Here is a 25708-nt window from a genome sequence, read left to right on the forward strand (position 1 = left end):
CTTATTATATAACTCAAAAAGTTGTAGCCCCAAAAAGCGGTGTTTTATTCTTTTCGCCCGCAATTTCCCTGACGAGTTTAGGAACCAGATATCCAGGTAGGCTCGCTAACACGTCTTGATATATCGCATCTATTTCAGATGGCATTAAATCAAAATGTTGTGCGCCTTTTACTTTATCTAATACGTGTAAGTAATATGGCATAACGCGAGCTTCAAATAGACGATAACTTAAATCAGTTAAAGTTTGAGCAGAATCATTGACACCTTTTAGCAATACAGCCTGATTTAGTACAGTAATGTGGTGCGAAGATAACTCCATCAACTTTGAACAAGTAAAGTCATCGAGTTCAGAAGCATGGTTTGAGTGTACCACCAGAATAATACGCAGCCTACTGTTTTTTAATAAAGAAATAAGCTCTTCGTCGATTCGATTTGGAATGACAATTGGAACTCGTGAATGAATTCGCAAAATCTTAACTTGTTTGAGAGATGATAAGCGTTCTAGCCAAAGTGCAAGCTTACGATTAGAAAGCGTAAGGGGGTCACCTCCACTTAAAATCACTTCATTAATATCAGGATTAGCTTCGATATAATTTTTAATATTGAGCCAATCATCATTTTTTGGCAGATTTTCCTGATACGGGAAGTGACGACGGAAACAGTAACGACAATGCACAGCACATGCGCCTGTTAAGGTCAGTAAAAAACGAGATTTATATTTATGTAAAACACCCGGTAACTGATTGGCTGCTTCTTCACCTAAAGGGTCGGTTACAAACTCAGGATGCTCTTCAAGCTCTAAATGATGAGGTAATACTTGTAGTAAAAGCGGGTCAAGCGGGTTTTTAGCGTTCATTTTTCCGACGAACGCACGAGGAACACGCAATTTAAACTTTTCAGAAGCCAGAATCGCACCTGATAATAGCTGATCTGAGGATAACTCGAGTAGGCTTAGCAGTTCAAAAGGATCAGTAATAAGGTCACTGAGTTGTGATTGCCAGTTTTGCTCTTGGTATAAATAGTTTATCATTTGACACGATTAAGATAATGCAACAACGCATTATATCGCATAGTTGACTTGTTAAGTTTGGAGTGTGCCTTTCATGGCCTATTATTCTACAAATGATTTCAAAGCTGGCCTTAAGGTTATGCTTGATGGTAACCCATGTTCTATCATGGAAAACGAATATGTAAAACCAGGTAAAGGTCAAGCGTTCAACCGTGTAAAATTACGTAACCTTAAAACTGGCAAAGTATTAGAAAAAACTTTCAAATCAGGTGACTCTTTAGAAGCGGCTGACATCGTTGAAGTTGAAATGGATTACTTATACAACGATGGTGAAATGTGGAACTTCATGGATCCTGTAACTTTTGAGCAAATCGCTGCAGACAAAACTGCAATGGGCGATGCTGCTAAATGGTTAAAAGACGATTCAAATGAAAAATGTACAATTATGTTGTTCAACGGTGTACCTTTAACTGTAAACCCACCGAACTTCGTTGTATTAAAAATCGTTGAAACTGATCCGGGCGTACGTGGTGATACATCTGGCGGTGGCGGTAAACCAGCTAAGCTTGAAACAGGTGCGGTTGTTCGTGTTCCGTTATTTGTTCAGCAAGAAGAAAGCGTTCGTGTAGATACTCGTACTGGTGAGTATTTAGAGCGTGCATAATAGTTAAAAAATAAACTATTATCGAAGGGATGATGTAAATCATCCCTTTTTTTATGCGAAAGTATAAGAGGAAAAAAGAAAAAGGAGGAGTAGAGTCACAGGGATTAAGAGAAACAGTACATAACAATATAAAAATGCTGTAGTTATTTATTGAGAGGTTAAGAATGGACACAATGCAAGCGAAATCTACGCTTCCCTCCAAGCTGGTCTGGAGCCTAGTGGCAATTATAGGTGCAATTTCTTTTGGGATGCTGGCACTCAGTCGTGGTGAACATGTTAACGCGGTTTGGCTTGTACTGGCTGCAGCATGTGTATATAGCATCGCATATCGATTTTATAGTCTATTTATTGCAACTAAAGTATTTGAATTAAACCCAAGACGTTTAACCCCAGCACATCGTTTAGCCGATGGTCTGGATTATGTACCCACCAATAAATATGTGCTTTTCGGTCACCACTTTGCTGCAATTGCTGGAGCAGGACCGTTAGTTGGACCAATTCTGGCTGCACAAATGGGCTTTTTACCAGGAACGATCTGGTTATTGGTCGGTGTAGTGCTGGCGGGTGCAGTACAAGACTTTTTAGTTTTATTTATCTCAACACGCCGTGATGGCCGATCACTTGGTGAAATGGCAAAGCAGGAACTTGGTTCTTTTGCTGGTGTTGTGGTTATGTTGGGCGCACTCGGGGTAATGATTATTATCCTTGCCGTACTGGCGTTGGTGGTTGTTAAAGCACTTGCACATAGTCCATGGGGTGTCTTTAGTATTGCAGCCACCATTCCAATTGCATTGTTCATGGGCGTTTATATGCGCTTTATCCGTCCGGGACGTATTGCAGAAGTTTCAATTATTGGCTTTGTTTTAATGATGCTGGCAATTGTCTATGGTGGACATGTTGCAGCAGACCCATACTGGGGTGAGTTCTTCACTTTAACAGGTACACAACTTACTTGGTGTCTCATTATTTATGGTTTTATCGCATCGGTATTGCCAGTTTGGTTGTTATTAGCACCGCGTGATTATTTATCTACCTTCCTCAAAATCGGGGTGATTCTTGGTTTGGCGGTGGGTATTATCATTGCATTACCTGAATTGAAAATGCCGGCTGTAACCCACTTCATTGATGGTACAGGTCCAGTTTTCTCAGGTAGCTTATTCCCATTCCTATTTATTACCATTGCTTGTGGTGCCATTTCTGGTTTCCATGCGCTTGTTTCTAGTGGTACAACACCAAAACTCGTCGATAACGAAGCTGACATGCGCATGATTGGCTATGGCGGTATGCTTATGGAGTCTTTTGTCGGGATCATGGCAATGATCTGTGCGACAGTGTTAGACCCAGGTGTGTACTTTGCGATTAATGCGCCAGCGGCAGTACTCGGTACAACTGTAGAAACTGCGGCAGAAGCTGTACGTAACTTAGGTTTTGTTGTTACCCCAGAAATGCTGACCGTGTTGGCTCAAGAAGTAGGTGAAAGCTCGATTCTTTCACGTACAGGTGGTGCACCTACCTTCGCTATTGGTATGGCTCATATCATTTCTGAAATTTTTAATAGCCGCCAAATGATGGCATTTTGGTATCACTTTGCCATTTTGTTTGAAGCATTGTTTATTTTAACTGCTGTCGATGCCGGTACTCGTGCTTGTCGTTTCATGGTGCAAGACACGGTAGGTATTGTTATTCCTGCGGTTAAAGCATCAGGTTCATTCTTTGGTAATTTGGTTGGTACAGCGGTTGCAGTAGGTGGATGGGGCTTCTTTGTTTATCAAGGTGTAATTGACCCACTTGGTGGTGTTAACTCATTATGGCCTTTATTTGGTGTTGGTAACCAAATGCTGGCTTCTATGGCACTCATTTTAGGTACAGTCATTCTGTTTAAAATGAAAAAAGAAAAATATGTATGGGTAACGATTTTTCCGACTATTTTCTTATTCGTGACCTGTATGACTGCGGGTTGGCAAAAGATTTTCCACGAAAATCCAAAAATTGGTTTCTTGGCGCAAGCGCATAAGTTCTCTGACGCGATTGCTCGTGGTGAAATTATTAAACCAGCCAAAACTATTGCTGAGATGCAAAACATTGTGATGTCGAATCAGATTAATGCTGCGCTTTGTGGCTTCTTTATGATTGTATCGATTGTCATGATTATTGCCTCAATTGGTATTGTTCGCCGTGCTTTAGCGAGTCCGAAACCGACTGTAAATGAAGCGCCTGCGGTATATGCCGATCCTGAAGTGGTTACCACTCGAGGAGAATAAAGATGAATTTTAAATTTGCAAAAAATGGAACTGTCATTATTGCGAAAATCATCAAAATGACAGTGCTCTCGCAAAAAGAGCTATTACTTTCTCCAAAGAACTGGTCGCGTATAGCAACCTTGTGGCAACGTTTACAGCAAAGTTTCCGACTGATGGTTGGTGTGCCGGACTATCAAACATATTTGGAGCATATGAAAGCCCATCATCCAGATTTAACACCTATGGATGCAAAGACTTTCTATCGACATTGTGTTGATGTGCGTTATCCATCGGCAGGTGGTACTTTGAAGAAATGCCCTTGTTAAGTTGAGCTTGATATTTGGCTAACCAAAGACGGTATGTGGTTGAACCATGTACCGTTTTACTTTTTGGGAAATGAAAAAAGTTTGCTCAAAGTCTGCTCATTTGTATTTTTTTCAATGGCAAATCTCTTGTTTTGCTTTTGAAAAATGAATATGATGCTTTCCATTCTAGGTGTATAGCTCAGTTGGTTAGAGCGCTACGTTGACATCGTAGAGGTCTCCAGTTCGAGTCTGGATATACCTACCAAGATTTATAAAGGGTTTACATCGTTTTAATAACATGTAAGCCCTTTTTTTATGCCTGTTTTTGGAGTTAAACCGATTAGAATTAAAATCAACAGAGAAGATTGAAGCGGGATAGTGGGTGAGATGGCGACCTGCCCCCATTGAGATTAAGTTGTAAAAATGATCACGACAAGAAGCAGGTCATTAAGCTATTCATAAAATGGCTTTGGCAAGTTAGCCCACCTAAGCATTTAAGCAAATAGAACTAAGTCATGGGCCGAATATAGCATTCAAGCTTTACTTATACATAGGTTATTTTGGCTTAATTTGAAAGATTTGTTTTCTTTATGAGCAATCAATTTTAAGTATATATAGCGCATATATTTAGTGGACAAATAAGTATTTTTATAGAAATAGCAGGTATAGAAAAACGCCCTAAATAATTAGGGCTTTTTTATTACTCACTTTCGACAATCATCTTCACCGAGTTCATCTTTAGTATATCCCTCATTTAGTTTTTTTAACCATGTTGACTGCTTGGCATCCACCCAAGCATAAACTTTCTGATAATCAACTTGAGACTGAGGGGATAAGTCTTTTTTATAATGCTGAAGAAACTTAGTTGTCCAACAAAGTTTATTTAGTTGAGCTAAGGAAAGGCTTTCTTCAATTACAAAGTTATTTCCAATTTCTTTTTCAAGCTCGCTTAAAACACCTGCTTTCTTTAAAGTGGTATACAGCAAAGTATTTGTAACTTTATTCTTTTCGGATGCTATAGCATTTTTATAGACGGGTTGATCCATAATCAGCATATTTACTGCACCACGGGTTGAATTAATAACATCTTCTCTATAATTTTTAACTTGTGTATTGGTACATCCGCAACTAGTTAGAACAAACATAGAAATTAAGATTAGTTTTAAGGGGCTAGTAAAGCCCTTTTTCACGAACATTAACTGGATCTCCTAGATACTCTCTATTTTGTTTCATAATTTGAATCATTTTAGGATTAAAGTCTTGATTAAAAACCTTTTTAAACATTTCACGATTAATAAATAGTGGTCCATCATTCATTCTTAACTGTGCCAAATTTGTACTAGCCTTGGCAGCATTTAACTTTGCAAAAGTATCTTTCAAGTCTTCAATTTTTGAATAAATTTCTTTGCCTTGATCAAACTTACTAAGATTTCTTAGTTCAAGCAATTCATCAACAGCAAACGTACTCAAAAAGCGTACTTTAAAGGCTGTCTGTTGAAATTCTCCAACAATTCGCGCACCTTCTTTCATTGCATGTTTGAGTACATAATTATGAAACGTTATATACATTCTTGTATGAAATGCAGGGTCAGCCATATTGCTTTCAGGAAGTTTATTGACATCCCATTCCATACCAAACCGAACTGCCATTAATAATTCAATGGTGTTTTCAACTTCCGCCCAACGCTGAATGTTCATCATAAAATTATAAGGTCGAACCATTGTGTAATTGCGAACTTTAATATGATCATTACAAAGCGGTTCAGTGATTTCACAGACTTTTTGTTCGGTTGGATAAGCATCCCAAGCGGGCGAAGTGTCAGGTATATTACGACTATAAGGGTTTCTTAAATTTTTATCTGACATTATTAATTCCACTCAGCCATAGGTTCGGATAAATCAAAAGTTGTTAAATCAATTTCTTTGGCTTCAGTACCCGTTTTAATTAATTTTGTATAACCACTTTTGTCAGTAAATCCTTCAATTTCGGTTCCGTCAGGACTCTTTAATTTAAAATACTGTTGTGCAAGTGGTTTGCCTGTCTCTTGATCTTTAAGTTGGAACTTAAGTCCGTGTTCGTCAGTTTGAGGTGCAAAGCTATCTTGTGCTTGATTTGTGCGGGAACTTTGTCCAGAACCACCCCCATTATCCTGAACAACTAAATTCTGTTGCGGAAGTAGTTTACAACCACAAGACAGAGAGTCACCAACACGTGCCGCCAGTTTGCCAAAAATATTCATGTACGGATCACCCGATACAATAGTGGCTACTAATTTATGCGTAGGGCAGGTGGCTTTATCACCTGTGCAAGCTATAGCTTTTCCATCAATGAGAAATAATGAATTTCCACTAATTACTTTGCCGCCGCCCGTAGTCGGGCAACCTATAGTGATATAGGGTGTAGCCAAATTATTATTCCTTGTTATTCTCATGAATTGGGCGAATAATAACAAAGAAAAATATACAGATCTGTCTATTTTCTAGGGAAAAGCCTAAGGTTTCTAAAATTTCTCACCTTTATAAACCCCACTTAACAATAACCAACTCATTATTTATTCTTACTTTTTAATGATCTAAATTAAAGCAAATGTCATTTTGTGTGCTTGACTGCGAAAGGGTTGGGCACTATTCTTTGCCTGCTGGCCACATTGCCAGCCGGCTTTGACAGGCTGAATATTATCTCCCGCATCAGAGTTATTCCTTCTGAGGAATAGTCTTGTGTGGTGTGCCACTCGTCTCTTTCCCGTAGCGGTAGGACGGGAGAGGGACACCTACGGGTGTGCTAGTTTGAGATAATACTAGTCTGTCAACCTTCTTCCGTTCTGCCACCATAATTCTATAAATGTCTGGCAGAACTCCAAATAAAAAGGAGTTGGCTTTGCACATCCATTATTTCTTGGCAGCCGTTGCCAAAAGCTATAACGACACCACTTAAAAATTTAAAGCAGCTTGATGACCTATAGGGTTTTCAGGCTTTAAGTCATTACGGCTCAAAAAACTTGCATCAACAATAAAACTTGAGATGTGCCAAGCACAGTCTTTATAGGCTTTGCTGTGCCTTTTTTTCTCCCAGAAAGGGCACAGGCTTTTTTTATCTCATTTATATACAACAAAAATTTATTTTTATAACGGTAAAACTATGCCAAATTTTATTCTCCCAACACGTGCTTTAGAAGTTGTAAAAAAAGGAATAAATCTGTTCCATCACGGTGGGTTTCACATGGTCGGTGTCGACAAAATTGTGAAAGAAACCCAAGTGAATAAAATGACGTTTTATAATTATTTTCACTCTAAAGAACGCTTTATCGAAATCTGTTTAATCGTACAAAAAGAACGCCTCCAAGACCAAGTGGTTGCACTGGTCGAGTATGACCATGACACAAGCACAATCGATAAACTCAAGAAGTTGTATGTTCTACATACCGACCTAGAAGGCCCGTACTATTTATTATTTAAGGCTATTTTTGAAACTAAAAATAGTTATCCAAAAGCTTATAAAACCGCGGTGAGATACAGAACATGGCTGACCAATGAAGTTTATAGCCAGCTTAGATTACTTAAAACCGATGCTTCTTTTACCGATGCCAAACTCTTTTTATATATGATTGAGGGCGCCATTATTCAGCTTTTAAGTTCAGATAAGACAACTCAAAAAGAGAAGATGCTTGAGTATTTTCTACGAGGACTGATTTAACACTAAATTTTATTTAAATTAAGACGAAATAAATCGAAAAGTTGGTACAGATTGGATGTCTATCTATGAAGCTTTACCTAACATCATAGATAGACATCGACTTTTATTAAGCAGATAAAAACTCTACATATTTAGAAATATCAACGTTGCCACCACTAATAATGATGCCTATACGTTTGCCTTTTAACTCATGCTTTAAATTACGCGCAGCAGCAAAACCAAGACATCCTGTTGGTTCAACGACCATTTTCATTCTTTCAGCAAAAAACTTCATACAGCTAATAAGGTCCTCGTCTGTGACTGTCAAAATATCATCAACTTTTTGCTGAATTATAGGGAATGTTAATTTGCCTAAATATTGCGTTTGAGCACCATCGGCAATAGTTTGCGGTGTATCAATATGAACAATTTCTCCTTTTCTAAAAGACATTTGTCCATCATTTCCTAGAGCAGGCTCAACGCCATATATTTTACAGTTTGGAGAAAGCTGGCGAGCAGACAGGGCAGAACCAGCCAATAAACCGCCACCACCTAAACATACAAACAGGTAATCTAATTCGCCGACTTCTTCAAATAACTCTTTTGCAGCAGTTCCTTGACCCGCAATCACATGCGGATGGTCATAAGATGGAATGAGTGTCAGGCCATTTTTTTCGGCAATCTCTTTACCAATTTTTTCCCGATCTTCGGTATAACGGTCAAATTCAACAATATTGCCGCCGTACTCTCGGGTCGCTGCCATTTTTGCAGCAGGTGCATCTTTAGGCATGATGATTGTTGCTGGAATACCAAGAATTTTTGATGCGAGCGCAATTGCTTGTGCATGATTTCCCGAAGAGAAAGCGACCACGCCAGCTTTTTTCTGAGCTTCATTAAATTGCAAAAGCGCATTTATTGCACCACGAAATTTGAAAGCACCAACTCGCTGAAAATTCTCACATTTAAAGAATACTTCTGCTTCAAATTCATTATTAATAGTACGTGAAGTTAAAACAGGAGTCTTATTTGCAAAACCTTTTATACGTTCAGCAGCGGCTGCGACATCTTCATAAGTGGGAAGGGTTAAATTTTTCATAATTAAACCTAATTCTATTCATGTTTTCGGATGCAAGATTTGGTATTGCTCAAGGAATACACAAGATAGTAGTCTTGTTTAGATAAAATATATATGTTTAGATAAAATGTCTAATTTTATTTTCTAACGTGATAACAATGAGATATAAGATTTTGATTTACATTAAGTTTAAAATTAGATAAAAAGTCTAAATTACTATTACATGCTTCATTCTAAAGTTTGAAATAGTAAGTAAGTCATTTGGAGGAAATACCTTGGGAAATCGTGATAAACATTTGCTCACTCAACTAGATACCATCGCGAAGGGGTTAAGTGAAACGCTATTTCCTTTTTGTGAGGTCGTTGTCCATGACTTAACAAATCCTGAGCATGCCATACTCTCTATACATAACAATTTATCTGGTCGAAAAATTGGAGATCCGGCAACCGAGTTAGGGCTGGCTAGAATCATGTCTCCAGAGTTTCCAAACCTCATTTCAAACTATGCAAACCAGTTTGCTGATGGTCGGCCCGCCAAAAGTACGTCTATTGGAATTAAAGATGAAGAAGGCCAGTATGTAGCCGCTTTATGTATGAATATTGATTTAACCCTATTTAGGGGGATGCAAAGCGCTTTAGAACAGTTTACTAAAATTGAAACTGACAACATTATTGAAAATTTAGAACCGAATGGTACAGAGGCAATTCGAAGATATATTGACCAATTTGCCTCAAAGCATGCTACGACACCGCGTATGTTAAAACTCAATGAGCGTAAACAATTAGTACATGAGTTAAAAAATAACGGTTTGTTAGATATTAAAAAGGCTGTCGAGACAGTGGCACAACATTTAGGTATATCAAGAGCGAGTGCCTATTTGTATGTAAAAGAAACTTAATAGATTTATCTTATCTATCAAAAAACAACTTGTTTATTCAACATAGCTCATTTAAATAAATGGATAGGGACACAACAAGTATCTCTATAGCTTAATCAAGGAGGTCGTTATTTGAAGTTATTTATTATTATATTTATAGCCATTTTTTCGAGTATTGGACTGATCTGTTTAATCGCGCTACTCAGAAATTTAAAAAGTTATTCACCATCGAGTGATCATGATTATTCATCTTCAACACATCATTTACACGATAATAGTTCTAGTCATCATCATAGCTCTAATTATTCAAATGATTGTTCATCGTCTTCAGACTCAGGGAGTTGCGATGGGGGCGGAGGAAGCGATTAAAAAAGCCCTTTCATATAAAAGGGCTTTTAGCTATTTAAGGTAAATCAAACCAAATGAATTGGCTGTCTTCAAGTGCATGAATCACGGCATTATCTTCAAACACTAAAGCATCACCCGCTTTAACTTCTTGATCACCAATACGAATTACACCTGAAATGACATGAACGTAATTTACGCGTTTTGATGTTTCAACAGGAAGTTCATTTCCTTTTTCCAATACAGCAGATTTGACCTCTGCGTTTTGGCGGATGTGCATTGGGGCATTTGCATCGGGACCTGCAATTAAATGCCATTTATTTGGATCTTTACGTGGGTCCAAACTAATTTGTTGGTAATTTGGCTCGGCTTCTTTTACGTCTGGAATAATCCATATTTGTAAGAGATGTACGGGTGTATCAGTGTTATTAATTTCACTATGAGCCACGCCTGTACCAGCGCTCATAAGTTGCCATTCACCTGCCTTAATTTGGCCTTCATTTCCCATCGTGTCACGGTGTGAAATTGCACCATCGAGCACACATGTTAAAATTTCCATGTTGTCATGAGAGTGAGTGCCGAAACCGTTATGGGCATCAATTTGGTCGTCATTAATCACGCGTAATGCACTTACACCCATATATTTAGGGTTATACCAGTTACCAAATGAAAAGCTATGGTAAGACTCTAACCAACCTGCTTTAACATGACCACGATCTTCACTACGATGCAAATAAGCATTCATGACTCGATCTCCTCAAATTATTATTGATCTCTTGAGGACTATGTTAAACCTGTAGAAACAAGCTAAAAATAGAGTAGATGCAACATATTGTTGCGTTTTTAATATGATCAAGACATCTAGAAATTTTCGTTTTAAATTTTAGATATAAAAAAAGCCTGCATAAGGCAGGCTTTTTCTTTTAAAAGATTATTCTAAGAATTTAACAGTGACACCTGAACGTACTTTATTACCTAAATCGTTAGCATCCCAGTTTGTTAAACGGATACAACCGTGTGATGCAGTTTTAGAAATTAAAGACGGGTTTGGTGTACCGTGAATACCGAATGATTTTTTACTTAAACCAATCCAGATGTTACCTACAGGAGCGTTAGGACCTGGTGGTAAAGAAAGTGGTTTTAAGTTTTTACCTTGTACGAAGTTCGAAGGTGAATAGCTATACCAAGGGTTACGCGCAACACCAACTACCTTATAAGTACCGGTCGGAGATGGCGTATCAGTACTGCCAATTGTTGCAGGAAATGAGGCAATCATTTGATTGCGGCTATTAAACAGATACAACTGTTTAGCACCTTTATGCGCAATAATTAAATGAATGTCTTCTGGTAAGTCATTGCGTACGTTAGGAACAATAATTTTCTCACCAACTTTTTTGAAGGTTGCTTTTGGGTTTAGTTTCTTTAAGAAACCTTCATCAATATGGAACTTCTCGCCCAACATTTCACTCACGCGAGTGTAATACAAACCTTTCATTTTGGCTTGTAATGCATAGTCAGAAGGAATTGACTCAGCATACGGACCTTTGAGGTCTGCATCAGTAATGGTGTATTCAATAAATGCTGGTTTTGTTTGTTTTGCAACAAGTGCATCCCAAGTTTCTTTAGTAAGTTCACCAGTAGGTGATAAACCATTCATTTGCTGGAAAGATGCAATTGCTTTAAGCGTGTTTTTACCGCTCATGCCATCAATTGCACCCGGTGAAGCATGCGCATTGTTTAGCATGACATGGGCACGTGCATAAACTGGTAATTGACCTTTACCAATATTTTCGTACCACTCAGCATTGTTTAAGCCATCTAATGTCCATGAAACGGCTGGAGCAGAAGTAGCAGTCTTAGATGCTGTTGTTGTTTTAGCTGGCGCTGTTGGTTCTGAAGCAGCAATACCTGAATCGGCATTTGGATCTTCAGCTTTTTGTAAATTTTGTAATGTTGTAGACGCTCGATTTAAGTCATTTTGTTCTTGAGCTGTAATCTGTGTCTGGGCTTGAGCTTGAGTTTGGGCTTTAACAGTTGAAGCAGCATCTACAGCAAGCGGATCAATCGGATCTTCTACAGGAGCAGATACTTTTTTAGGAGTGACTGGTTGCTCAGTTGTTGACGCAGCCAAAGCAACATTAGCAATAATACAACTTAAACTCATAGCGAGTAATGAGCGAACAAACATGTAATTCAACCTTAAGAATTTTCATATAAGCAATAGGGTAAGGAGACTGATCCTAAAGTTTATAAAATCACCGATAACGCAATGTATGCGTATTTAAGTATTGGTGAATTTAATCATTAAAGGAAGATCAATAAACCCGATGTAACATATTGCAAGTATTGCAGAAAACCGAGCTTCTTGCAGTAGACTTTTGTGTAAATATGCATTTTTTAGTAGATTGACAAGTTTTTTGTATGAAATTGAAATTATAAAAACATTCACCTTTTTGATATGATGCTGCCACATGAAAAAGATAGAGATCGGCAATGACGACACTTAAAAATGATCGTTTCTTACGTGCTTTATTACGTGAGCCTGTAGATACCACTCCAATATGGATGATGCGCCAAGCAGGACGTTATTTGCCTGAATATCGGGAAACACGCTCAAAAGCTGGTGACTTTCTATCTTTATGCAAAAATACAGAATTTGCTTGTGAAGTAACTTTACAACCTTTGCGTCGCTACGATTTAGACGCAGCAATTTTATTTTCAGATATTTTAACGATTCCAGATGCGTTAGGACTAGGCCTTTATTTTGAAACAGGCGAAGGCCCTAAGTTTCATAAAACGGTACGTACTGAACAAGATGTAGCAAACTTACCTAAGTTAAATGCTAAATCTGATCTTGATTATGTCATGAACGCAGTAAGCACAATTCGCTCTGCTTTAGGTGGACAAGTTCCACTCATTGGTTTTTCGGGTAGCCCTTGGACACTGGCGACTTATATGGTTGAAGGTGGGTCAAGCAAAGAGTTCCGTTTTACCAAGCAAATGATGTATGCCCAGCCGGAAGTTTTGCATGCGTTGCTTGATCATTTAGCAGATTCAGTCATTGACTACTTAAATGCGCAAATTGATGCAGGCGCTCAGGCCATTCAAATCTTTGATAGTTGGGGTGGGGCTTTAGCACATCGAGAATATGTAGAATTCTCACTGAACTATATGAAAAAGATTATTGCAGGTCTGCAACGTGAAAAAGATGGACGCCGTATTCCTGTCATCGTATTCACTAAAGGTGGTGGTCAGTGGCTAGAGCCAATGATTACAACAGGTGCAGATGCATTAGGTTTAGACTGGACCACACCATTAAATACAGCTCGTACAACTGTAGCAGGCCGTGTTGCTTTACAAGGAAACCTTGATCCGGCTGTTTTATATGGTTCAGCGGCTTCAATTGAAAAAGCAGTGAAAGCCATGCTAGATGATGCTTATGCAAATGGTGAGAAGACAGGCTATGTTGCAAACTTAGGCCATGGCATTACCCAATGGGTAGATCCGGCCCAGCCAAAAATCTTTGTAGATACAGTACATGAGTATAGTGCTAAATATCTAGGATAGTTTTTTGTGCAATATCTCTCTTTAACCTTACAATTTATTGGCAAGGCTGTTTCGGCAGCCTTGTTTGGTATTTTACTTCTCATTGCTTTTGCCCTAACTGCGCCGATGGGAAGCCATGAATATATGGGTTTTTATCGTTATGATTATCTACTCATCTATGCGCTCATTATTCAGATTTGCCTGTTGTATTTAAAGCTTGAGTCTTGGCAAGAAGCCAAGGTCATTGCTTTATTTCATATCATGGCAATGGTCATGGAAATCTTTTTGACACACCCTGGCATTGCTTCATGGCAATATCCGCAGCCTGCTGTGTTTAAAATTATTACTGTGCCTTTATTTGCAGGCTTTATGTACTCGGCCGTAGGTAGCTTTTTTGCTCGCTCAATCCGTTTATTTCAAGTTTCTTTTGAAAAACTTCCAAGTTTTGGAAGTATGCTTTTTCTCGCATTTTTCTCATATATTAATTTTATGAGTAAATTTTTTATACCAGATATTCGCTATATTTTATTTGCTTTTAGTGTTTATATTTTCTGGAAAACTACACTTTATTTTCAAATAAATGAACGTAAGTTTAAAACTCCAATGCTTCCTGTGTTGGTGACACTCGCATTCATAATTTGGGTTGCTGAAAATATTAGTACATTTTATAAGATTTGGGTTTATCCAAGTCAGATCAATGCTTGGCATATGGTGGGATGGGGTAAACTTGGTTCATGGTATTTATTATTACTACTAAGTTTAGTATTAGTTCTTAAAATATTAGGTCATCGAGATAATCAAGGTAATTGGAATTTAAAATAAAAATTTCCTTTTTACTTTTTATCATATTATTTAATTTTTAATTGCTAAATGACAAGCATATCGCTATCTTTGAAGGGTGTAACAATAGTTACACATAACAATACATAAGAAACAATCAATAATGATTTTGGAGATATACATCTATGTTAAAAAAATTAGCTTTAGCTGCTTTGTTGGCAGCTGGTTCAAGTGTTGCTATGGCTGATAACGATGTAGGTTGTGGTGTGGGTACGCAAGTATGGGCTGGCCAAAAAGGAGTGGTGCCGAAAATTCTTGCTGCAACAACAAACGGTATTTTTACTAACCAATTATTAGGTATTACTTTCGGTACTTTAGGTTGCCGTCAAGGCGGAACAGTAACAGCTCAAGTTGTTACCTTCACAAATGAAAATGCAGAAGCTTTAGCGCGTGATATGGCTGTAGGCCAAGGTGAAAGCCTGAACGTACTTGCTGAGTTAATGCAAATTAAACCACAAGACAAAGACCGTTTCTTCAAAGTTTCAAAAGCAAACTTCGGTGAAATCTATTCAACAAACAACCAAAACACACTTCAAGTATTAGCATCATTACAAAACGTAATGGCTAAAGACGAAGTTTTAAAAGCTTACGTATAAGTTTGAAATTGAAAACCCTGCCATTTGGCAGGGTTTTTCTTATATTTAATGATAAAAATTGATGAGCTTAATGAAATCGGTTGCTTTAATTTTTGCCTCATTGGCAGTTAATATTGCGTATTCAGCAGAAATAAATCCATCTATTCAAAACTACTGGTCTATTGCAGAACAAAAAAAATTAGATCAAGACATTACATGGCAACGGCTCATGTATGCCAATAAAAACCAGAAGAGTGAAGTAAGTTATTCAGGTTATTTTATTGCTGCAAATGGGAAAAATAATTTAAAAGAAGAACAGAAAGCTGATATCGCCGCATTATTTACACCAACCCCAGACAACCAGTCAATACGTTGTAAATTTCCGGCACGTAGTCAGTGGCTTATAAAGCAATTAGGCATTCAGGAAAATGAATTGCCGCAAGTAAAATGTTCAGAGTTTGAAAACTGGATTGGCCAGATTAAGCCTTATAAAGCGACTTTAATTTATGCGACTGACTTTATGGGCAATCCAAGCTCAATGTTTGGTCATACCTTATTGCGCTTAGACCCTAAAGATCAAAAGCAGTTAAACCTCGTTTCTTACGCTGTAAATTATGCGGCCACTGTCGCAGGCAATGACAACTGGTCATATGCTTGGAAAGGCTTAACAGGGCAGTATCCGGGTGAATATTCACTTATGCCTTATTATCGTAAGGTAAAAGAGTATGGTGATTTTGAAAGCCGTGATTTATGGGAATATGAGTTAAATTTATCTCCAGAAGAAACACGTTTTTTGGTGAGCCATATTTGGGAAATGCAACATGTGAGCTTTCCTTATTACTTTGTGAGTGACAACTGTGCCTATCGGTTACTGGGCTTAGTCGATTTAGTTAAACCTGAGTCTCATCTACAAGAAAAGTTTAATTATGCTTCCATTCCAATGGAAACCATTAAAGCGATGCAACAACAAGGACTCACCAAAGCTCCTGTTTATCGACCCGCTTTAGAAACTCAATTATTGGCCCAAGCTCATCAACATGGTGCGTCTTTAGCAAAAGTAGCTCATCAAGTAGCAATGAAGCCAATTAAAGATTCTTCGGAAACACTTAAATCATTTAGCCCATCAGATCAGGCCAAAATTCTTGAGATGGCTTACGATGATTTATATCTACAATTTATTGGTCGCAAAGTTGAAGAAAGCTTTGCCCAGCCACAGCTTAGACAGCTTTTAGCACTACGAAGTCAGATTGATTTAGATAAACAGCGCCAAGGACCTAAACGACCTTCTACCGAGCCAACACAAGGCCATAATGCACGTAATGTTTCGCTAAAACTGGGCGAAGTGCAAGGTGACAAGTTTATCGAGATAGGTCATAGACAGGCTTATCATGACTTAATAGATCCTCAAGGCGGATACCGTGCCGGTACTCAATTATTATTTTTAAATGGTAATGCGCAGTGGCGTAACGATCATCTAAAACTTGAGCATCTTGATCTGTTAGAAGTGAACTCTTATAACCCGATTCAACCATTTAAAACACCGCTGACTTGGGGATTTAACTTAGGTTGGCGTCAGGAAGCGGTTCATGACGGTGTTTATAGTGATGAAAAGCAGCATGGCGTCGCGAGTTTTAATGCTCAGGTTGGTTACAGTCTTGCAGATTATGAGCGCAAACATATTTGTTATGGGCAGGTACAAACTTACGTCCAAGCGGGTTCAAATTTAGATAAAGGTTGGCGTGTAGGAGTAGGGCCGACATTAGGGTGTATGAATCAATGGTTTGAGAAGTTTAACTCAGTGGTGCAAGTGGAGTTGCCATATTGGGAAGATAAAAACCAATGGAACTTACGTTTAAATACACAGTGGCAATATGCCATTAATAGCAATAATGCTATTCGGCTTAATTGGGATTATGAAAAACAGAATCATCTGGACTGGATGAAATCAAGTCTTGGATATGTTTGGTTCTTTTAAATCATATATTCATAAAAAAGAGAGAAATAGATGAAGACTATTTCTCTCTTTTTGTTTTAGGGAAAAATTATTTCTTTATTGCATTCAGCACAGCATAAGCTGCCTTAATGCGTTCTTCATTTGGAATGCGTTTATTGGTTAACATGACTAAACCAATATTGTCTTTAGGAATAAATACGACATAGGTTCCGAAACCATTTGTTGAACCAGTTTTGTGGTACATCTTAACTGAAGGTTCTTTTGAAATAGCAGTCACTTTATTAGGTTTCATCACAATCTGTTCTGAATTACTGTCTAATAAAGTTTGTAACGTTGCTGGATAAGCAAACTCTTCCCAACCGAGTGCCTGATACATGCTATTTACTTGATAGCGACCTTGATGTGTCTCATTAATTGCACGTTGAATATTTGCCGGATATTTCTGTGGGTTCAGGTTGGCATGAATAAAGCTCAGCATGTCGGGTAGGGTCGATTTGACGCCGTATGCTGGGGCATCGAGTGGGCCAGGGTTAACTCGAATTGGCTGATTTTCTTGGTTATAACCAAATGCATAGTTTTGCATCTGAGTTTTAGGCACATTGACATAGCTATGTTTTAAGCCAAGGTCCGGAAAAATCGTTTTTTCCAAGACCTGACTAAAAGGCTGCTTCATTGATAAACCAACTATTACCCCAAATAGGCCAATACTTGGGTTTGAATATTGTCTATATTCACCGATTGGGTTTTTAGGTTTCCAATCTTTAAAAAAAGTTAAAACCTGTTGATCTGTTTGTACTTCATCTGGGAATTGCAAAGCGAGGTTACCACTTGTATAGGTGGCAAGTTGAAGTAAATTGACCTGATCAATTGGGGTGTTTTTTAACTCTTTCCAGTATTTGCCCGGCGTATCATCAAAAGAAATTTTCCCTGTATTTTTTGCATAAGCACCTGCCGTCGCAGTAAATAATTTACTGACAGAACCTAGCTCAAAAATGGTATTGCTATTTACAGCTTTTTTATCTTGAACGGATTGTAGACCATAATACGTTTCATATTTTTTATTGTTTTGAATAACACCTACCGCCATACCCGGCACATTATATTTTTCTAATAAGGGCTTAAAATTTTGATCTACCAATTGTTTAATTTCTTGGTCTTTAGAAGTATTGCCCGCATAAATTGAGGTATTAAAAATAAAAAGAGAAGGTAAAAGTAAGTAAGAAATTTTTTTAAATCGCATGATTCGCTCATAAATCATTTAAAAAGAAAGATGCGTACTTTTATAACAAAAATCATCTAATTTAATTGTTATGTTTTATAGAGTTGGATTGAAGGTTTATAGCGTTCAGCTATAAAAAAAGCCCAACATTGTCGGGCTTTTTGCAGTAAAACTATATTAGTAGCTTTCTGGTACAGCACTTAAAAATTCACGGCGTGCTTCTTTATCGGTTTTAAAATCTCCGACAAATGAAACTGTACGAGTAGTAGATTCCTGTTTACCTACACCACGCATCATCATGCACATATGTGCAGAGTCAATGACTACAGCAACACCACGAGCGCTAGTGACTTCTGCAACAGCTTCAGCGATTTGCTGAGTTAAGTTTTCCTGAATTTGCAAACGACGAGCAAACATCTCGGTAATACGTGCAAATTTAGACAAGCCAAGCACTTTGCCTTCTGGTAAATAGGCAACATGAACACGGCCATAGAATGGGAGGAGATGGTGTTCGCAGAGCGAATAAAATTCAATATTCTTCACCAATACCATTTCATGGTTATCTGATGGGAAAACAGCATTATTGGTGACTTCTTCTAAAGTTTTACTATAGCCAGAAGTTAAATATGAAAAAGCTTTAGCCGCACGCACAGGCGTATCTTTAAGGCCGGGACGATTAAGATCTTCACCGACGGCAGTCAGAATATTTGCGTACGATTGCTGCATTGACATAAGACGTATAAATTTACTCTATTAGACAAGCTCGGCATTGTATCAGAAACATGCCCTGATGTTCATAAATCCTCACACTATATTTATTTTGGTTTTGCGCACGCTTAATAAAAGATGAATAAATTTCATGTTTTTTATCGTTAATAGTCAAGTGGTTGGATATGAAATGTGCGTTTAATATAGGTAAGTTCTAAATGATCGCTTCATGGCATCATATTTGCACAAAAGCATTATTATAAAATATAAGGATAAAACATGTCAGAACGTCCAATCACCTTCTTTTTTCGTGGCGGTCAGCAGCAAGTAGAAAATGTTCTACCCACAATGACGGTTTTACAGTTTCTACGAGAATATACCCAAACTGGTAAAACCAGACAGACTGGTACAAAAGAGGGCTGTGCTGAGGGCGATTGTGGTGCATGCACAGTAGTGATTGGTGAGTTGGTCAATGACAGCTTGCAATTGCGGAGCGTGAATGCGTGTATTCAGTTTTTACCGACTTTAGATGGCAAAGCGCTATTTACAGTAGAAGACCTTCATAGCTTATTGCCTGTACAAGATGGCACGCTTCATCCGGTACAACAGGCGATGGTCGATATGCATGGTTCACAATGCGGTTTTTGTACACCCGGTTTTATCATGTCGTTATGGTCAATGTACGAAAATGAACAACAGCCCCCAGGCAAAGATAAAATCAGTGATTATCTTTCTGGAAACTTATGTCGCTGTACGGGTTATCGCCCTATTTTAGATGCAGCACAAAAAGCTTATGACTATCCACGTGTGGCATTAAAGCGTCAAAAAGTAATTGATGTATTAAAAGAGATACGAGCATTACCAGCATTGCATTTGAATGATCAAAAGCAGCAATTTTTTGCACCGAGGACTTTGCAGGATTTTGCCGTATTACGCTTACAGTTGCCGCATGCGCGTATTGTTGCAGGGAGTACCGATGTCGGTTTGTGGGTAACAAAGCAGGGCCGTGATTTGGGCGATATGCTTTATATCGGTCAGGTAGAAGAGCTCAAAAAGATTGTAGTCACAGACCATGCTTTAACGATTGGGGCAAATGTAAGTTTGAGTGATGCACTCATTAAAATTTCAGAGTTTTATCCCGACTTTCAAGAATTGCAGCGCCGTTTTGCTTCCATGCCCATTAAAAATGCAGGAACGTTAGGGGGAAATATTGCCAATGGTTCGCCGATTGGTGATTCAATGCCAGCATTAATTACCTTAGGTACACGATTGATTTTGCGCGTTGGTGAGCAGACTCGTGAAATTGCCTTGGAAGATTTTTATTTAGATTATCAAAAAACAGCATTACAGCTTGGTGAGTTTATAGAGTCGATTGTTATTCCACTTCGTGACGGACAGACGCGTTTTAAATTTGTCAGCTATAAAATTGCCAAACGATTTGAGCAAGATATTTCTGCGGTATGTGCAGCCATTTCATGTGAGCTAGATAATGATGGTATCGCTCACAATGTGAAAATTGCTTTTGGTGGCATGGCTGCTATTCCCAAACGTGCAAAATATACAGAAGCCATATTGGAAGGCCAACAACTTACAACAGAATTGATCGTTCAGGCACAAGAAACATTGTCGCAAGACTATCAGCCTTTAGATGATGGACGTGCTAGTTCTGCATATCGTTTACACGTCGCGAAAAACTGTTTACAGCGTTTTTATGTAGAAAAAGTCCTGTCTCGGACAATCACTCGAGTAAATGACTTGATTGCTATGGTGGAGATCTGACATGAATCAAAATATTGACTTAAGGGTTTCTAAAAAATCCGCTAAAGCAGGTGATTCGATTCCACACGAGAGCGCGCATTTACATGTGACGGGGCAGGCAACTTATATTGATGATTTACCCGAGCTTGAAAATACGTTGCATTTGGCAGTCGGATTTTCGAATTGTGCCAAAGGCAAAATCAGTAAGTTTGATTTAGAGGCAGTACGTCAGGCCGATGGTGTCCATGCAGTTTTTTCGGCAAAGGATATTGAAGTTGAAAATAATTGGGGACCCATTGTTAAAGATGACCCAATTTTTGCTGAAGAGCAGGTTGAGTTTTATGGACAAGCCTTGTTTGTGGTTGTTGCTGACACTTATCAGCAAGCCCGTCAGGCAGTTCGCTTAGCAAAAATTGAGTATGTACCCGAAACTCCGATTTTAACGATTCAAGATGCGATTAAAAAAGAATCGTGGGTGCTACCGCCTGTTGAATTTAGCCACGGTGACGTTGAACAGGCTTTTGAAAATGCAACACATCATCTTTCAGGGAATATTCAGGTTGGTGGACAAGAGCATTTTTATCTAGAAGGGCAAATTTCCTATGCGATTCCACAAGAAAATCAGAGCTTAAAAGTCTATTGCTCGACACAGCATCCAACCGAAATGCAGTTACTAATTTGTCATGCACTAGGCATGAATATGCATCAGGTGAGTGTGGAAAGCCGTCGTATGGGTGGTGGTTTTGGTGGTAAAGAATCGCAGTCGGCGCAGTGGGCGTGTATTGCATCTTTGGCAGCGCAAAAAACAGGCCGTCCGTGTAAATTACGCTTAGATCGTGATGATGACATGAGTGCTACAGGCAAACGTCACGGTTTTGCTTATGAGTGGTCTGTGGCTTTTGATGACACTGGTATTTTGCAAGGCTTAAAGGTGCAACTGGCTTCAAACTGTGGTTTTTCGGCTGATCTTTCTGGGCCAGTGAATGAACGGGCGATTTGCCATATTGGCAACGCCTATTATTTAAATGCAGTTGAGCTACGTAACTTGCGTTGTAAAACCAATACTGTTTCCAATACCGCATATCGTGGTTTTGGTGGACCGCAAGGCATGTTTGTCATTGAAAATATTATTGATGACATTGCGCGTTATTTAGGTTGTGATCCAGTTGAAATTCGTCAGCGCAATTTCTTTGCCGAGCAGCCCGGCGCCGGACGTGACCGTATGCACTATGGGGCAGAAGTTCGTGATAATGTTGCGCCAAAATTAGTAGCCGAACTATTGCAAAGTAGTGATTACGCGAAACGCAAACAGAGCATCCATGCCTTTAATCAGAATAATGACATCATTAAGCGTGGTATTGCGTTAACCCCATTAATGTTTGGTATTTCGTTTAACGCCGTGCATTATAATCAGGCAGGTGCACTGGTCTATGTGTACATGGATGGCACTGTCTCTATTACTCATGGCGGTACAGAAATGGGACAGGGGCTATATACCAAAGTACGGCAGGTTGCTGCACATGAGTTGGGTTTACCAATCGATAGCGTTCGTTTAATTGCAACAGATACTTCTCGTGTGCCAAATACTTCGGCAACTGCTGCATCGAGTGGAGCAGATTTAAATGGTAAAGCTGTTCAAAATGCCTGTATTAAAATTCGTGAGCGTCTGGCAAAACTTGCAGCCGAAATAAGTCAAAGTGAAGCTGACCAAGTCCAGTTTGAAGATAGTATGGTTTCAACAGCGAATGGTCTTTCATGGACATTTCCTGACTTGGTTCAACGGGCATATATGGCACGTGTACAACTATGGGACAGTGGTTTTTATAAAACGCCAGAAATTCACTATGATCAGGTCAACCATTTAGGGCGTCCATTTTTCTATTATGCCTATGGTGCAGCGGTTAGTGAGGTCGCAATAGATACCTTAACTGGGGAAATGAAAGTATTACGTGCTGACATTTTGCATGACGTTGGGCAGTCAATTAATCCTGCAATTGATATTGGGCAAATTGAAGGCGGTTTTGTTCAAGGGATGGGATGGCTCACGACAGAAGAGTTGTATTGGCAGCCGCAGGGTCCACACGCAGGCCGTTTATTTACCCATGCACCTTCAACTTATAAAATCCCGACCAGTGTGGATATACCTCATATTTTCAACGTCAAACTGTTTAATAATCAAAATCAGGCAGACACCATCTATCGCTCTAAAGCGGTAGGTGAACCGCCATTTATGTTGGCATTGTCAGTTTTCTCTGCAATTCGTCAGGCAGTACAGGCGGCTATTCCAGAAAATGCACTGCTCGTACTCAATGCTCCGGCAACTGCCGAAGAAATTTTACGTGCAATTGCTATTGGACGGGGACAAGCTTTGGCAGATCGCCCACAAGCTAGAATGTAGAAGATTATGCAACATTTACAATGGTGGACTGATTTTGTAGCTTGGCAAGCCGATGCGTTGCCTATGGTATTGGTCACAGTGGTCCGTGCTGATGGTTCTACACCACGAGAAGTTGATGCAACGATGTTGTTGCGGTTTAATTTACAACAGCAATGGCAGCAGTCAGATACGATCGGTGGTGGGCATTTAGAGTTTCAGGCAATTGATATTGCTAAAGCAATGTTAAGTGAAACGGGAACTTGTGTGAGGCGTATTGAACGTTTTAACCTCAGTGCTCGGCTTGGGCAGTGTTGTGGCGGAGTAATGTGGTTATTGTTTGAAAAAATATTACCCGCTGAAATTGCGTCGGATTTGTCTGGAAGTTTCCAAGCATGGCGAGCTGGAAAGCATATATGGCGTAACGTCTCACATCAATATGCATCCACTTGGCAGGCTATAGAGATGGAACAACAACCAAGTTTCGAGCTACATTCTGGTAGCAGTGAAGAATGGCAATTTAGCCAGCAGATTCAGCCTTATGCCATGCAAGTACTGATTTGTGGTGCAGGGCATGTGGGTGAAGCAATTGTTCGTTGTTTATTGCCTATTGGTGTTCGGGTGAAATGGATTGATCCGCGTGATGATATTTTCCCATCCGATTTACAGGAACAGGTGCACTGTATAACGACTGATACCTTAGACGCCGAGATCGAGCATTTTGACCGTTCAGGTGCAATTTTAATTTTAACGCACGATCATCAACTAGATTTGCAACTGTGTTTTACAGCCTTAAAACCTACGGCAAAACCATTTGCTTATGTTGGGATGATTGGTTCAAAGAGTAAAAGGGCCATTTTTGAAAAACGTATGCAGGTGCGAGGTTATACTTCGGAAACATTACAACGTTTGGTTTGCCCGATCGGGATAGAGGGGATTTCATCGAAACAACCTGCAACGATTGCCATTGCAGTAGTTGCTCAATTATTACAGGTATTTGATGTAAAAAAATGATCCCAAAGGATCATTTTTTTTGTTCGAATTTTGGATTTTTTTCTGCACGTTTAAGCAGTACGAGAACGGCACCTGTGCCACCTTGGTTTTCAGGGGCACTTACAAATGCCAAAACATCACGATGCTGACGTAACCATCCGTTGACATAGGTTTTTAATACCGCTTCTGGGCCTTTACCATGCACAATTTTGATGACATTTTGATTTTCATCTTTTGCCATCTGGATGATTTGTAAAACTGCGTCACGTGCTTGTTCAATGGTACAGCCGTGTAAATCTACAGCTTCAAACCAACGCATCTTGCCTGCTTTTAAGTCTTCAAAAACCTTATGTTGAAGAGTCGCTATACGATAGCTTAACGTTGCTTGGCTTGCGACTGGATTTAAAGCAGCTTGTGTATCTGATAGCTCGGCATGTTCGGTATCACGACCACCTTCGGCAGCTGCACGTTTTGCCAAAGTTTGTGCATCGACTTTTTTGGCACGAGGTGTTTTTACATCGGCAATATTACTATTGTTGATGCGTTTTACACCTGCAACAGCCTGTTGAAACAGGTATGTATCTTCCAATTCTTCAGTCTCAGCCTGAGATTTTTTAGACTCAGGCTGATTTGCGATTTTGCTTGAATGAGGATTGGAGATTTGCTTTTTAAATTGCTTCAATAACTTTTGTTGCTCTTTAGAAAGCGATGAATCTTTATTACTCATATATCTTCATTAAACCGTTTGAGGTTGTCCAAAAAGAGCAGTAAAAGCTTGATCTGGACGTGGGTGTTTCATAAAACTTTCGCCAACCAAGAAACTGTGAATATCATGCTCTTGCATCATACGCACATCATCTGGTGTCGCAATGCCACTTTCAGTGATCAGTAAACGTGAGGACGGAAGTAATTTTTTCAAGCGGATAGACGTATTTAAATCTACATCAAACGTTTTTAAATTACGGTTATTCACACCTAGTAAACATTGCTCAGAAAGTTTTAAGGCACGCTCTAACTCTTCTTCGTCATGAACTTCAACCAATACATCAAGTTGATGTTCAAACGCTGTTTTAGACATTTCTTCGAGTTGCTGGTCAGACAAACAAGCAACAATTAATAAAATACAGTCAGCATGTAAAGCACGTGCTTCAACTACATTATATGGGGCGACCAAAAAGTCTTTACGTAAAGCAGGTAGGGCACAATGATTGCGGGCAATCGCAATATTTTCATCTGCACCCTGAAAGAAATCCACATCAGTCAGTACCGATAAACATGCTGCTCCAGCGTGTTCATATTGCTCTGCAATTTCAGCAGGATTAAAGTCTGCGCGAATGATTCCTTTTGATGGAGATGCTTTTTTAATTTCAGCAATCACACCCGGACGTTTATGTTGTAAAGCATTTGCAAAGCCACGTACTGGAGTCGCTGCTTTTGCAAGCTCTTCTACATCTTGCAAATTACGTTGTTTTAAACGTGCAGCAAGTTCCTCATGTTTACGGTCAACAATTTTACCTAAAATGGTATTTTGAATATTAATCATGAGAAGTCC

General features: G+C 39.0%; 24 protein-coding genes and 1 tRNA gene. 14 read left to right on the forward strand and 11 right to left on the reverse strand.

What is annotated here, in order from left to right:
• Nucleotides 1-13: 13 nt before the first annotated feature.
• Nucleotides 14-1030 carry an EF-P beta-lysylation protein EpmB gene (gene epmB, locus F984_RS05425; protein ID WP_004707686.1) on the reverse strand — a complete coding sequence of 339 codons (1017 nt, stop codon included), beginning with the start codon at nt 1028-1030 and terminating at the stop codon, nt 14-16.
• A 73-nt stretch (nt 1031-1103) separates the two neighbouring features.
• On the opposite strand from epmB, the gene efp reads away from it, so the two are divergent.
• The 4 genes from efp (at nt 1104) to F984_RS05445 (ending at nt 4483) form a co-directional block, all read left to right on the forward strand.
• Nucleotides 1104-1673 (forward strand): elongation factor P, encoded by a 570-nt coding sequence (gene efp, locus F984_RS05430; protein ID WP_002052936.1) that lies wholly within the window; start codon nt 1104-1106, stop codon nt 1671-1673.
• Between the two features lie 164 nt (nt 1674-1837).
• Complete coding sequence (locus F984_RS05435; protein ID WP_004707689.1) at nt 1838-3934, forward strand: carbon starvation CstA family protein; 2097 nt, start codon at nt 1838-1840, stop codon at nt 3932-3934.
• Nucleotides 3935-3936: 2 nt separating this feature from the next.
• Nucleotides 3937-4239, forward strand: a complete 303-nt coding sequence (locus F984_RS05440) for a YbdD/YjiX family protein (protein WP_002052430.1) — start codon at nt 3937-3939, stop codon at nt 4237-4239.
• Nucleotides 4240-4406: 167 nt separating this feature from the next.
• Nucleotides 4407-4483 (forward strand) — tRNA-Val (locus tag F984_RS05445).
• Nucleotides 4484-4922: 439 nt separating this feature from the next.
• On the opposite strand, the gene F984_RS05450 is transcribed toward F984_RS05445, so the two are convergent.
• The 3 genes from F984_RS05450 to F984_RS05460 are packed head-to-tail and all read right to left on the reverse strand — an operon-like array spanning nt 4923 to nt 6626.
• Entirely contained in the window at nt 4923-5414 is a 492-nt protein-coding gene (locus F984_RS05450; protein ID WP_004707691.1) for a hypothetical protein, read from the reverse strand.
• Nucleotides 5389-6084: a hypothetical protein gene (locus F984_RS05455; protein ID WP_004707692.1), complete on the reverse strand. Its 696-nt coding sequence runs from the start codon at nt 6082-6084 to the stop codon at nt 5389-5391. Before F984_RS05455 ends, F984_RS05450 begins: the two co-directional genes overlap by 26 nt.
• 2 nt (nt 6085-6086) lie before the next feature.
• Entirely contained in the window at nt 6087-6626 is a 540-nt protein-coding gene (locus F984_RS05460; RefSeq protein ID WP_004707694.1) for a PAAR domain-containing protein, read from the reverse strand.
• Nucleotides 6627-7357: 731 nt separating this feature from the next.
• On the opposite strand from F984_RS05460, the gene F984_RS05465 reads away from it, so the two are divergent.
• On the forward strand, nt 7358-7912 hold the full coding sequence (locus F984_RS05465; RefSeq protein WP_004707695.1) for a TetR/AcrR family transcriptional regulator: 555 nt from the start codon (nt 7358-7360) through the stop codon (nt 7910-7912).
• 106 nt (nt 7913-8018) lie between these two features.
• Here F984_RS05465 and F984_RS05470 read toward each other — a convergent pair whose 3' ends face one another.
• The gene (locus F984_RS05470; protein WP_004707696.1) at nt 8019-8987 is read right to left on the reverse strand and encodes a threo-3-hydroxy-L-aspartate ammonia-lyase; all 969 of its coding nucleotides are present in this window, start codon (nt 8985-8987) and stop codon (nt 8019-8021) included.
• Nucleotides 8988-9241: 254 nt separating this feature from the next.
• Between F984_RS05470 and F984_RS05475 the strand changes: the two genes are divergently transcribed.
• A complete protein-coding gene (locus tag F984_RS05475) occupies nt 9242-9865 on the forward strand; it encodes a helix-turn-helix transcriptional regulator (protein ID WP_002052706.1) in 624 nt (207 codons plus the stop codon).
• 111 nt (nt 9866-9976) lie between these two features.
• Nucleotides 9977-10213 carry a hypothetical protein gene (locus F984_RS23130; protein ID WP_079377406.1) on the forward strand — a complete coding sequence of 79 codons (237 nt, stop codon included), beginning with the start codon at nt 9977-9979 and terminating at the stop codon, nt 10211-10213.
• A 34-nt stretch (nt 10214-10247) separates the two neighbouring features.
• Here the strand turns inward: F984_RS23130 and F984_RS05480 are convergent, their stop codons facing one another.
• Both F984_RS05480 and F984_RS05485 read right to left on the reverse strand, forming a co-directional pair.
• Nucleotides 10248-10934: a pirin family protein gene (locus F984_RS05480; RefSeq protein ID WP_004707698.1), complete on the reverse strand. Its 687-nt coding sequence runs from the start codon at nt 10932-10934 to the stop codon at nt 10248-10250.
• A gap of 186 nt (nt 10935-11120) precedes the next feature.
• Complete coding sequence (locus F984_RS05485) at nt 11121-12377, reverse strand: L,D-transpeptidase family protein (protein ID WP_002052477.1); 1257 nt, start codon at nt 12375-12377, stop codon at nt 11121-11123.
• Nucleotides 12378-12682: 305 nt separating this feature from the next.
• Here F984_RS05485 and hemE point away from each other — a divergent pair, with 305 nt between their 5' ends.
• From hemE to F984_RS05505, 4 genes are all read left to right on the forward strand, one after another.
• A complete protein-coding gene (gene hemE, locus F984_RS05490) occupies nt 12683-13756 on the forward strand; it encodes a uroporphyrinogen decarboxylase (protein ID WP_002052969.1) in 1074 nt (357 codons plus the stop codon).
• Nucleotides 13757-13762: 6 nt separating this feature from the next.
• On the forward strand, nt 13763-14557 hold the full coding sequence (locus F984_RS05495) for a DUF817 family protein (protein ID WP_004707699.1): 795 nt from the start codon (nt 13763-13765) through the stop codon (nt 14555-14557).
• A gap of 143 nt (nt 14558-14700) precedes the next feature.
• Complete coding sequence (locus F984_RS05500) at nt 14701-15171, forward strand: DUF3015 family protein (protein WP_000914200.1); 471 nt, start codon at nt 14701-14703, stop codon at nt 15169-15171.
• Nucleotides 15172-15241: 70 nt separating this feature from the next.
• Entirely contained in the window at nt 15242-17125 is a 1884-nt protein-coding gene (locus F984_RS05505; RefSeq protein ID WP_004707700.1) for an Lnb N-terminal periplasmic domain-containing protein, read from the forward strand.
• Nucleotides 17126-17192: 67 nt separating this feature from the next.
• On the opposite strand, the gene F984_RS05510 is transcribed toward F984_RS05505, so the two are convergent.
• Together F984_RS05510 and folE are read right to left on the reverse strand one after the other, a co-directional pair.
• Nucleotides 17193-18344, reverse strand: a complete 1152-nt coding sequence (locus F984_RS05510; RefSeq protein ID WP_004707701.1) for an extended-spectrum class C beta-lactamase ADC-131 — start codon at nt 18342-18344, stop codon at nt 17193-17195.
• A gap of 156 nt (nt 18345-18500) precedes the next feature.
• Entirely contained in the window at nt 18501-19049 is a 549-nt protein-coding gene (gene folE, locus F984_RS05515; RefSeq protein ID WP_004707702.1) for a GTP cyclohydrolase I FolE, read from the reverse strand.
• A gap of 261 nt (nt 19050-19310) precedes the next feature.
• On the opposite strand from folE, the gene xdhA reads away from it, so the two are divergent.
• From xdhA to xdhC, 3 genes are read left to right on the forward strand one after another with little or no spacing between them, the layout of a single operon-like run.
• On the forward strand, nt 19311-20810 hold the full coding sequence (gene xdhA / locus F984_RS05520) for a xanthine dehydrogenase small subunit (RefSeq protein ID WP_004707703.1): 1500 nt from the start codon (nt 19311-19313) through the stop codon (nt 20808-20810).
• Between the two features lies 1 nt (nt 20811).
• Nucleotides 20812-23187, forward strand: a complete 2376-nt coding sequence (xdhB, locus tag F984_RS05525) for a xanthine dehydrogenase molybdopterin binding subunit (protein WP_004707705.1) — start codon at nt 20812-20814, stop codon at nt 23185-23187.
• 6 nt (nt 23188-23193) lie between these two features.
• Entirely contained in the window at nt 23194-24177 is a 984-nt protein-coding gene (gene xdhC / locus F984_RS05530; protein WP_004707707.1) for a xanthine dehydrogenase accessory protein XdhC, read from the forward strand.
• A 10-nt stretch (nt 24178-24187) separates the two neighbouring features.
• Here the strand turns inward: xdhC and F984_RS05535 are convergent, their stop codons facing one another.
• Complete coding sequence (locus F984_RS05535; protein WP_002052415.1) at nt 24188-24883, reverse strand: Smr/MutS family protein; 696 nt, start codon at nt 24881-24883, stop codon at nt 24188-24190.
• 9 nt (nt 24884-24892) lie between these two features.
• Nucleotides 24893-25699 (reverse strand): indole-3-glycerol phosphate synthase TrpC, encoded by an 807-nt coding sequence (trpC, locus tag F984_RS05540; RefSeq protein WP_004707710.1) that lies wholly within the window; start codon nt 25697-25699, stop codon nt 24893-24895.
• Nucleotides 25700-25708: the final 9 nt, after the last annotated feature.

It is taken from the genome of Acinetobacter nosocomialis NIPH 2119 (assembly GCF_000368085.1).
Classification (GTDB): domain Bacteria; phylum Pseudomonadota; class Gammaproteobacteria; order Pseudomonadales; family Moraxellaceae; genus Acinetobacter; species Acinetobacter nosocomialis.

Bases quoted from the DNA above. Each gene is read 5' to 3' on its own strand.
- F984_RS05450 (WP_004707691.1), bottom strand. From the start codon at position 5,414: ATGTTCGTGAAAAAGGGCTTTACTAGCCCCTTAAAACTAATCTTAATT.
- F984_RS05455 (WP_004707692.1), bottom strand. From the start codon at position 6,084: ATGTCAGATAAAAATTTAAGAAACCCTTATAGTCGTAATATACCTGAC.
- xdhA (WP_004707703.1), top strand. From the start codon at position 19,311: ATGTCAGAACGTCCAATCACCTTCTTTTTTCGTGGCGGTCAGCAGCAA.
- F984_RS05505 (WP_004707700.1), top strand. From the start codon at position 15,242: ATGAAATCGGTTGCTTTAATTTTTGCCTCATTGGCAGTTAATATTGCG.
- folE (WP_004707702.1), bottom strand. From the start codon at position 19,049: ATGCAGCAATCGTACGCAAATATTCTGACTGCCGTCGGTGAAGATCTT.
- F984_RS05510 (WP_004707701.1), bottom strand. From the start codon at position 18,344: ATGCGATTTAAAAAAATTTCTTACTTACTTTTACCTTCTCTTTTTATT.
- efp (WP_002052936.1), top strand. From the start codon at position 1,104: ATGGCCTATTATTCTACAAATGATTTCAAAGCTGGCCTTAAGGTTATG.
- F984_RS05500 (WP_000914200.1), top strand. From the start codon at position 14,701: ATGTTAAAAAAATTAGCTTTAGCTGCTTTGTTGGCAGCTGGTTCAAGT.
- F984_RS05440 (WP_002052430.1), top strand. From the start codon at position 3,937: ATGAATTTTAAATTTGCAAAAAATGGAACTGTCATTATTGCGAAAATC.
- epmB (WP_004707686.1), bottom strand. From the start codon at position 1,030: ATGATAAACTATTTATACCAAGAGCAAAACTGGCAATCACAACTCAGT.
- F984_RS05465 (WP_004707695.1), top strand. From the start codon at position 7,358: ATGCCAAATTTTATTCTCCCAACACGTGCTTTAGAAGTTGTAAAAAAA.
- xdhC (WP_004707707.1), top strand. From the start codon at position 23,194: ATGCAACATTTACAATGGTGGACTGATTTTGTAGCTTGGCAAGCCGAT.
- F984_RS05470 (WP_004707696.1), bottom strand. From the start codon at position 8,987: ATGAAAAATTTAACCCTTCCCACTTATGAAGATGTCGCAGCCGCTGCT.
- F984_RS05435 (WP_004707689.1), top strand. From the start codon at position 1,838: ATGGACACAATGCAAGCGAAATCTACGCTTCCCTCCAAGCTGGTCTGG.
- hemE (WP_002052969.1), top strand. From the start codon at position 12,683: ATGACGACACTTAAAAATGATCGTTTCTTACGTGCTTTATTACGTGAG.
- F984_RS05480 (WP_004707698.1), bottom strand. From the start codon at position 10,934: ATGAATGCTTATTTGCATCGTAGTGAAGATCGTGGTCATGTTAAAGCA.
- F984_RS05535 (WP_002052415.1), bottom strand. From the start codon at position 24,883: ATGAGTAATAAAGATTCATCGCTTTCTAAAGAGCAACAAAAGTTATTG.
- xdhB (WP_004707705.1), top strand. From the start codon at position 20,812: ATGAATCAAAATATTGACTTAAGGGTTTCTAAAAAATCCGCTAAAGCA.
- F984_RS05485 (WP_002052477.1), bottom strand. From the start codon at position 12,377: ATGTTTGTTCGCTCATTACTCGCTATGAGTTTAAGTTGTATTATTGCT.
- trpC (WP_004707710.1), bottom strand. From the start codon at position 25,699: ATGATTAATATTCAAAATACCATTTTAGGTAAAATTGTTGACCGTAAA.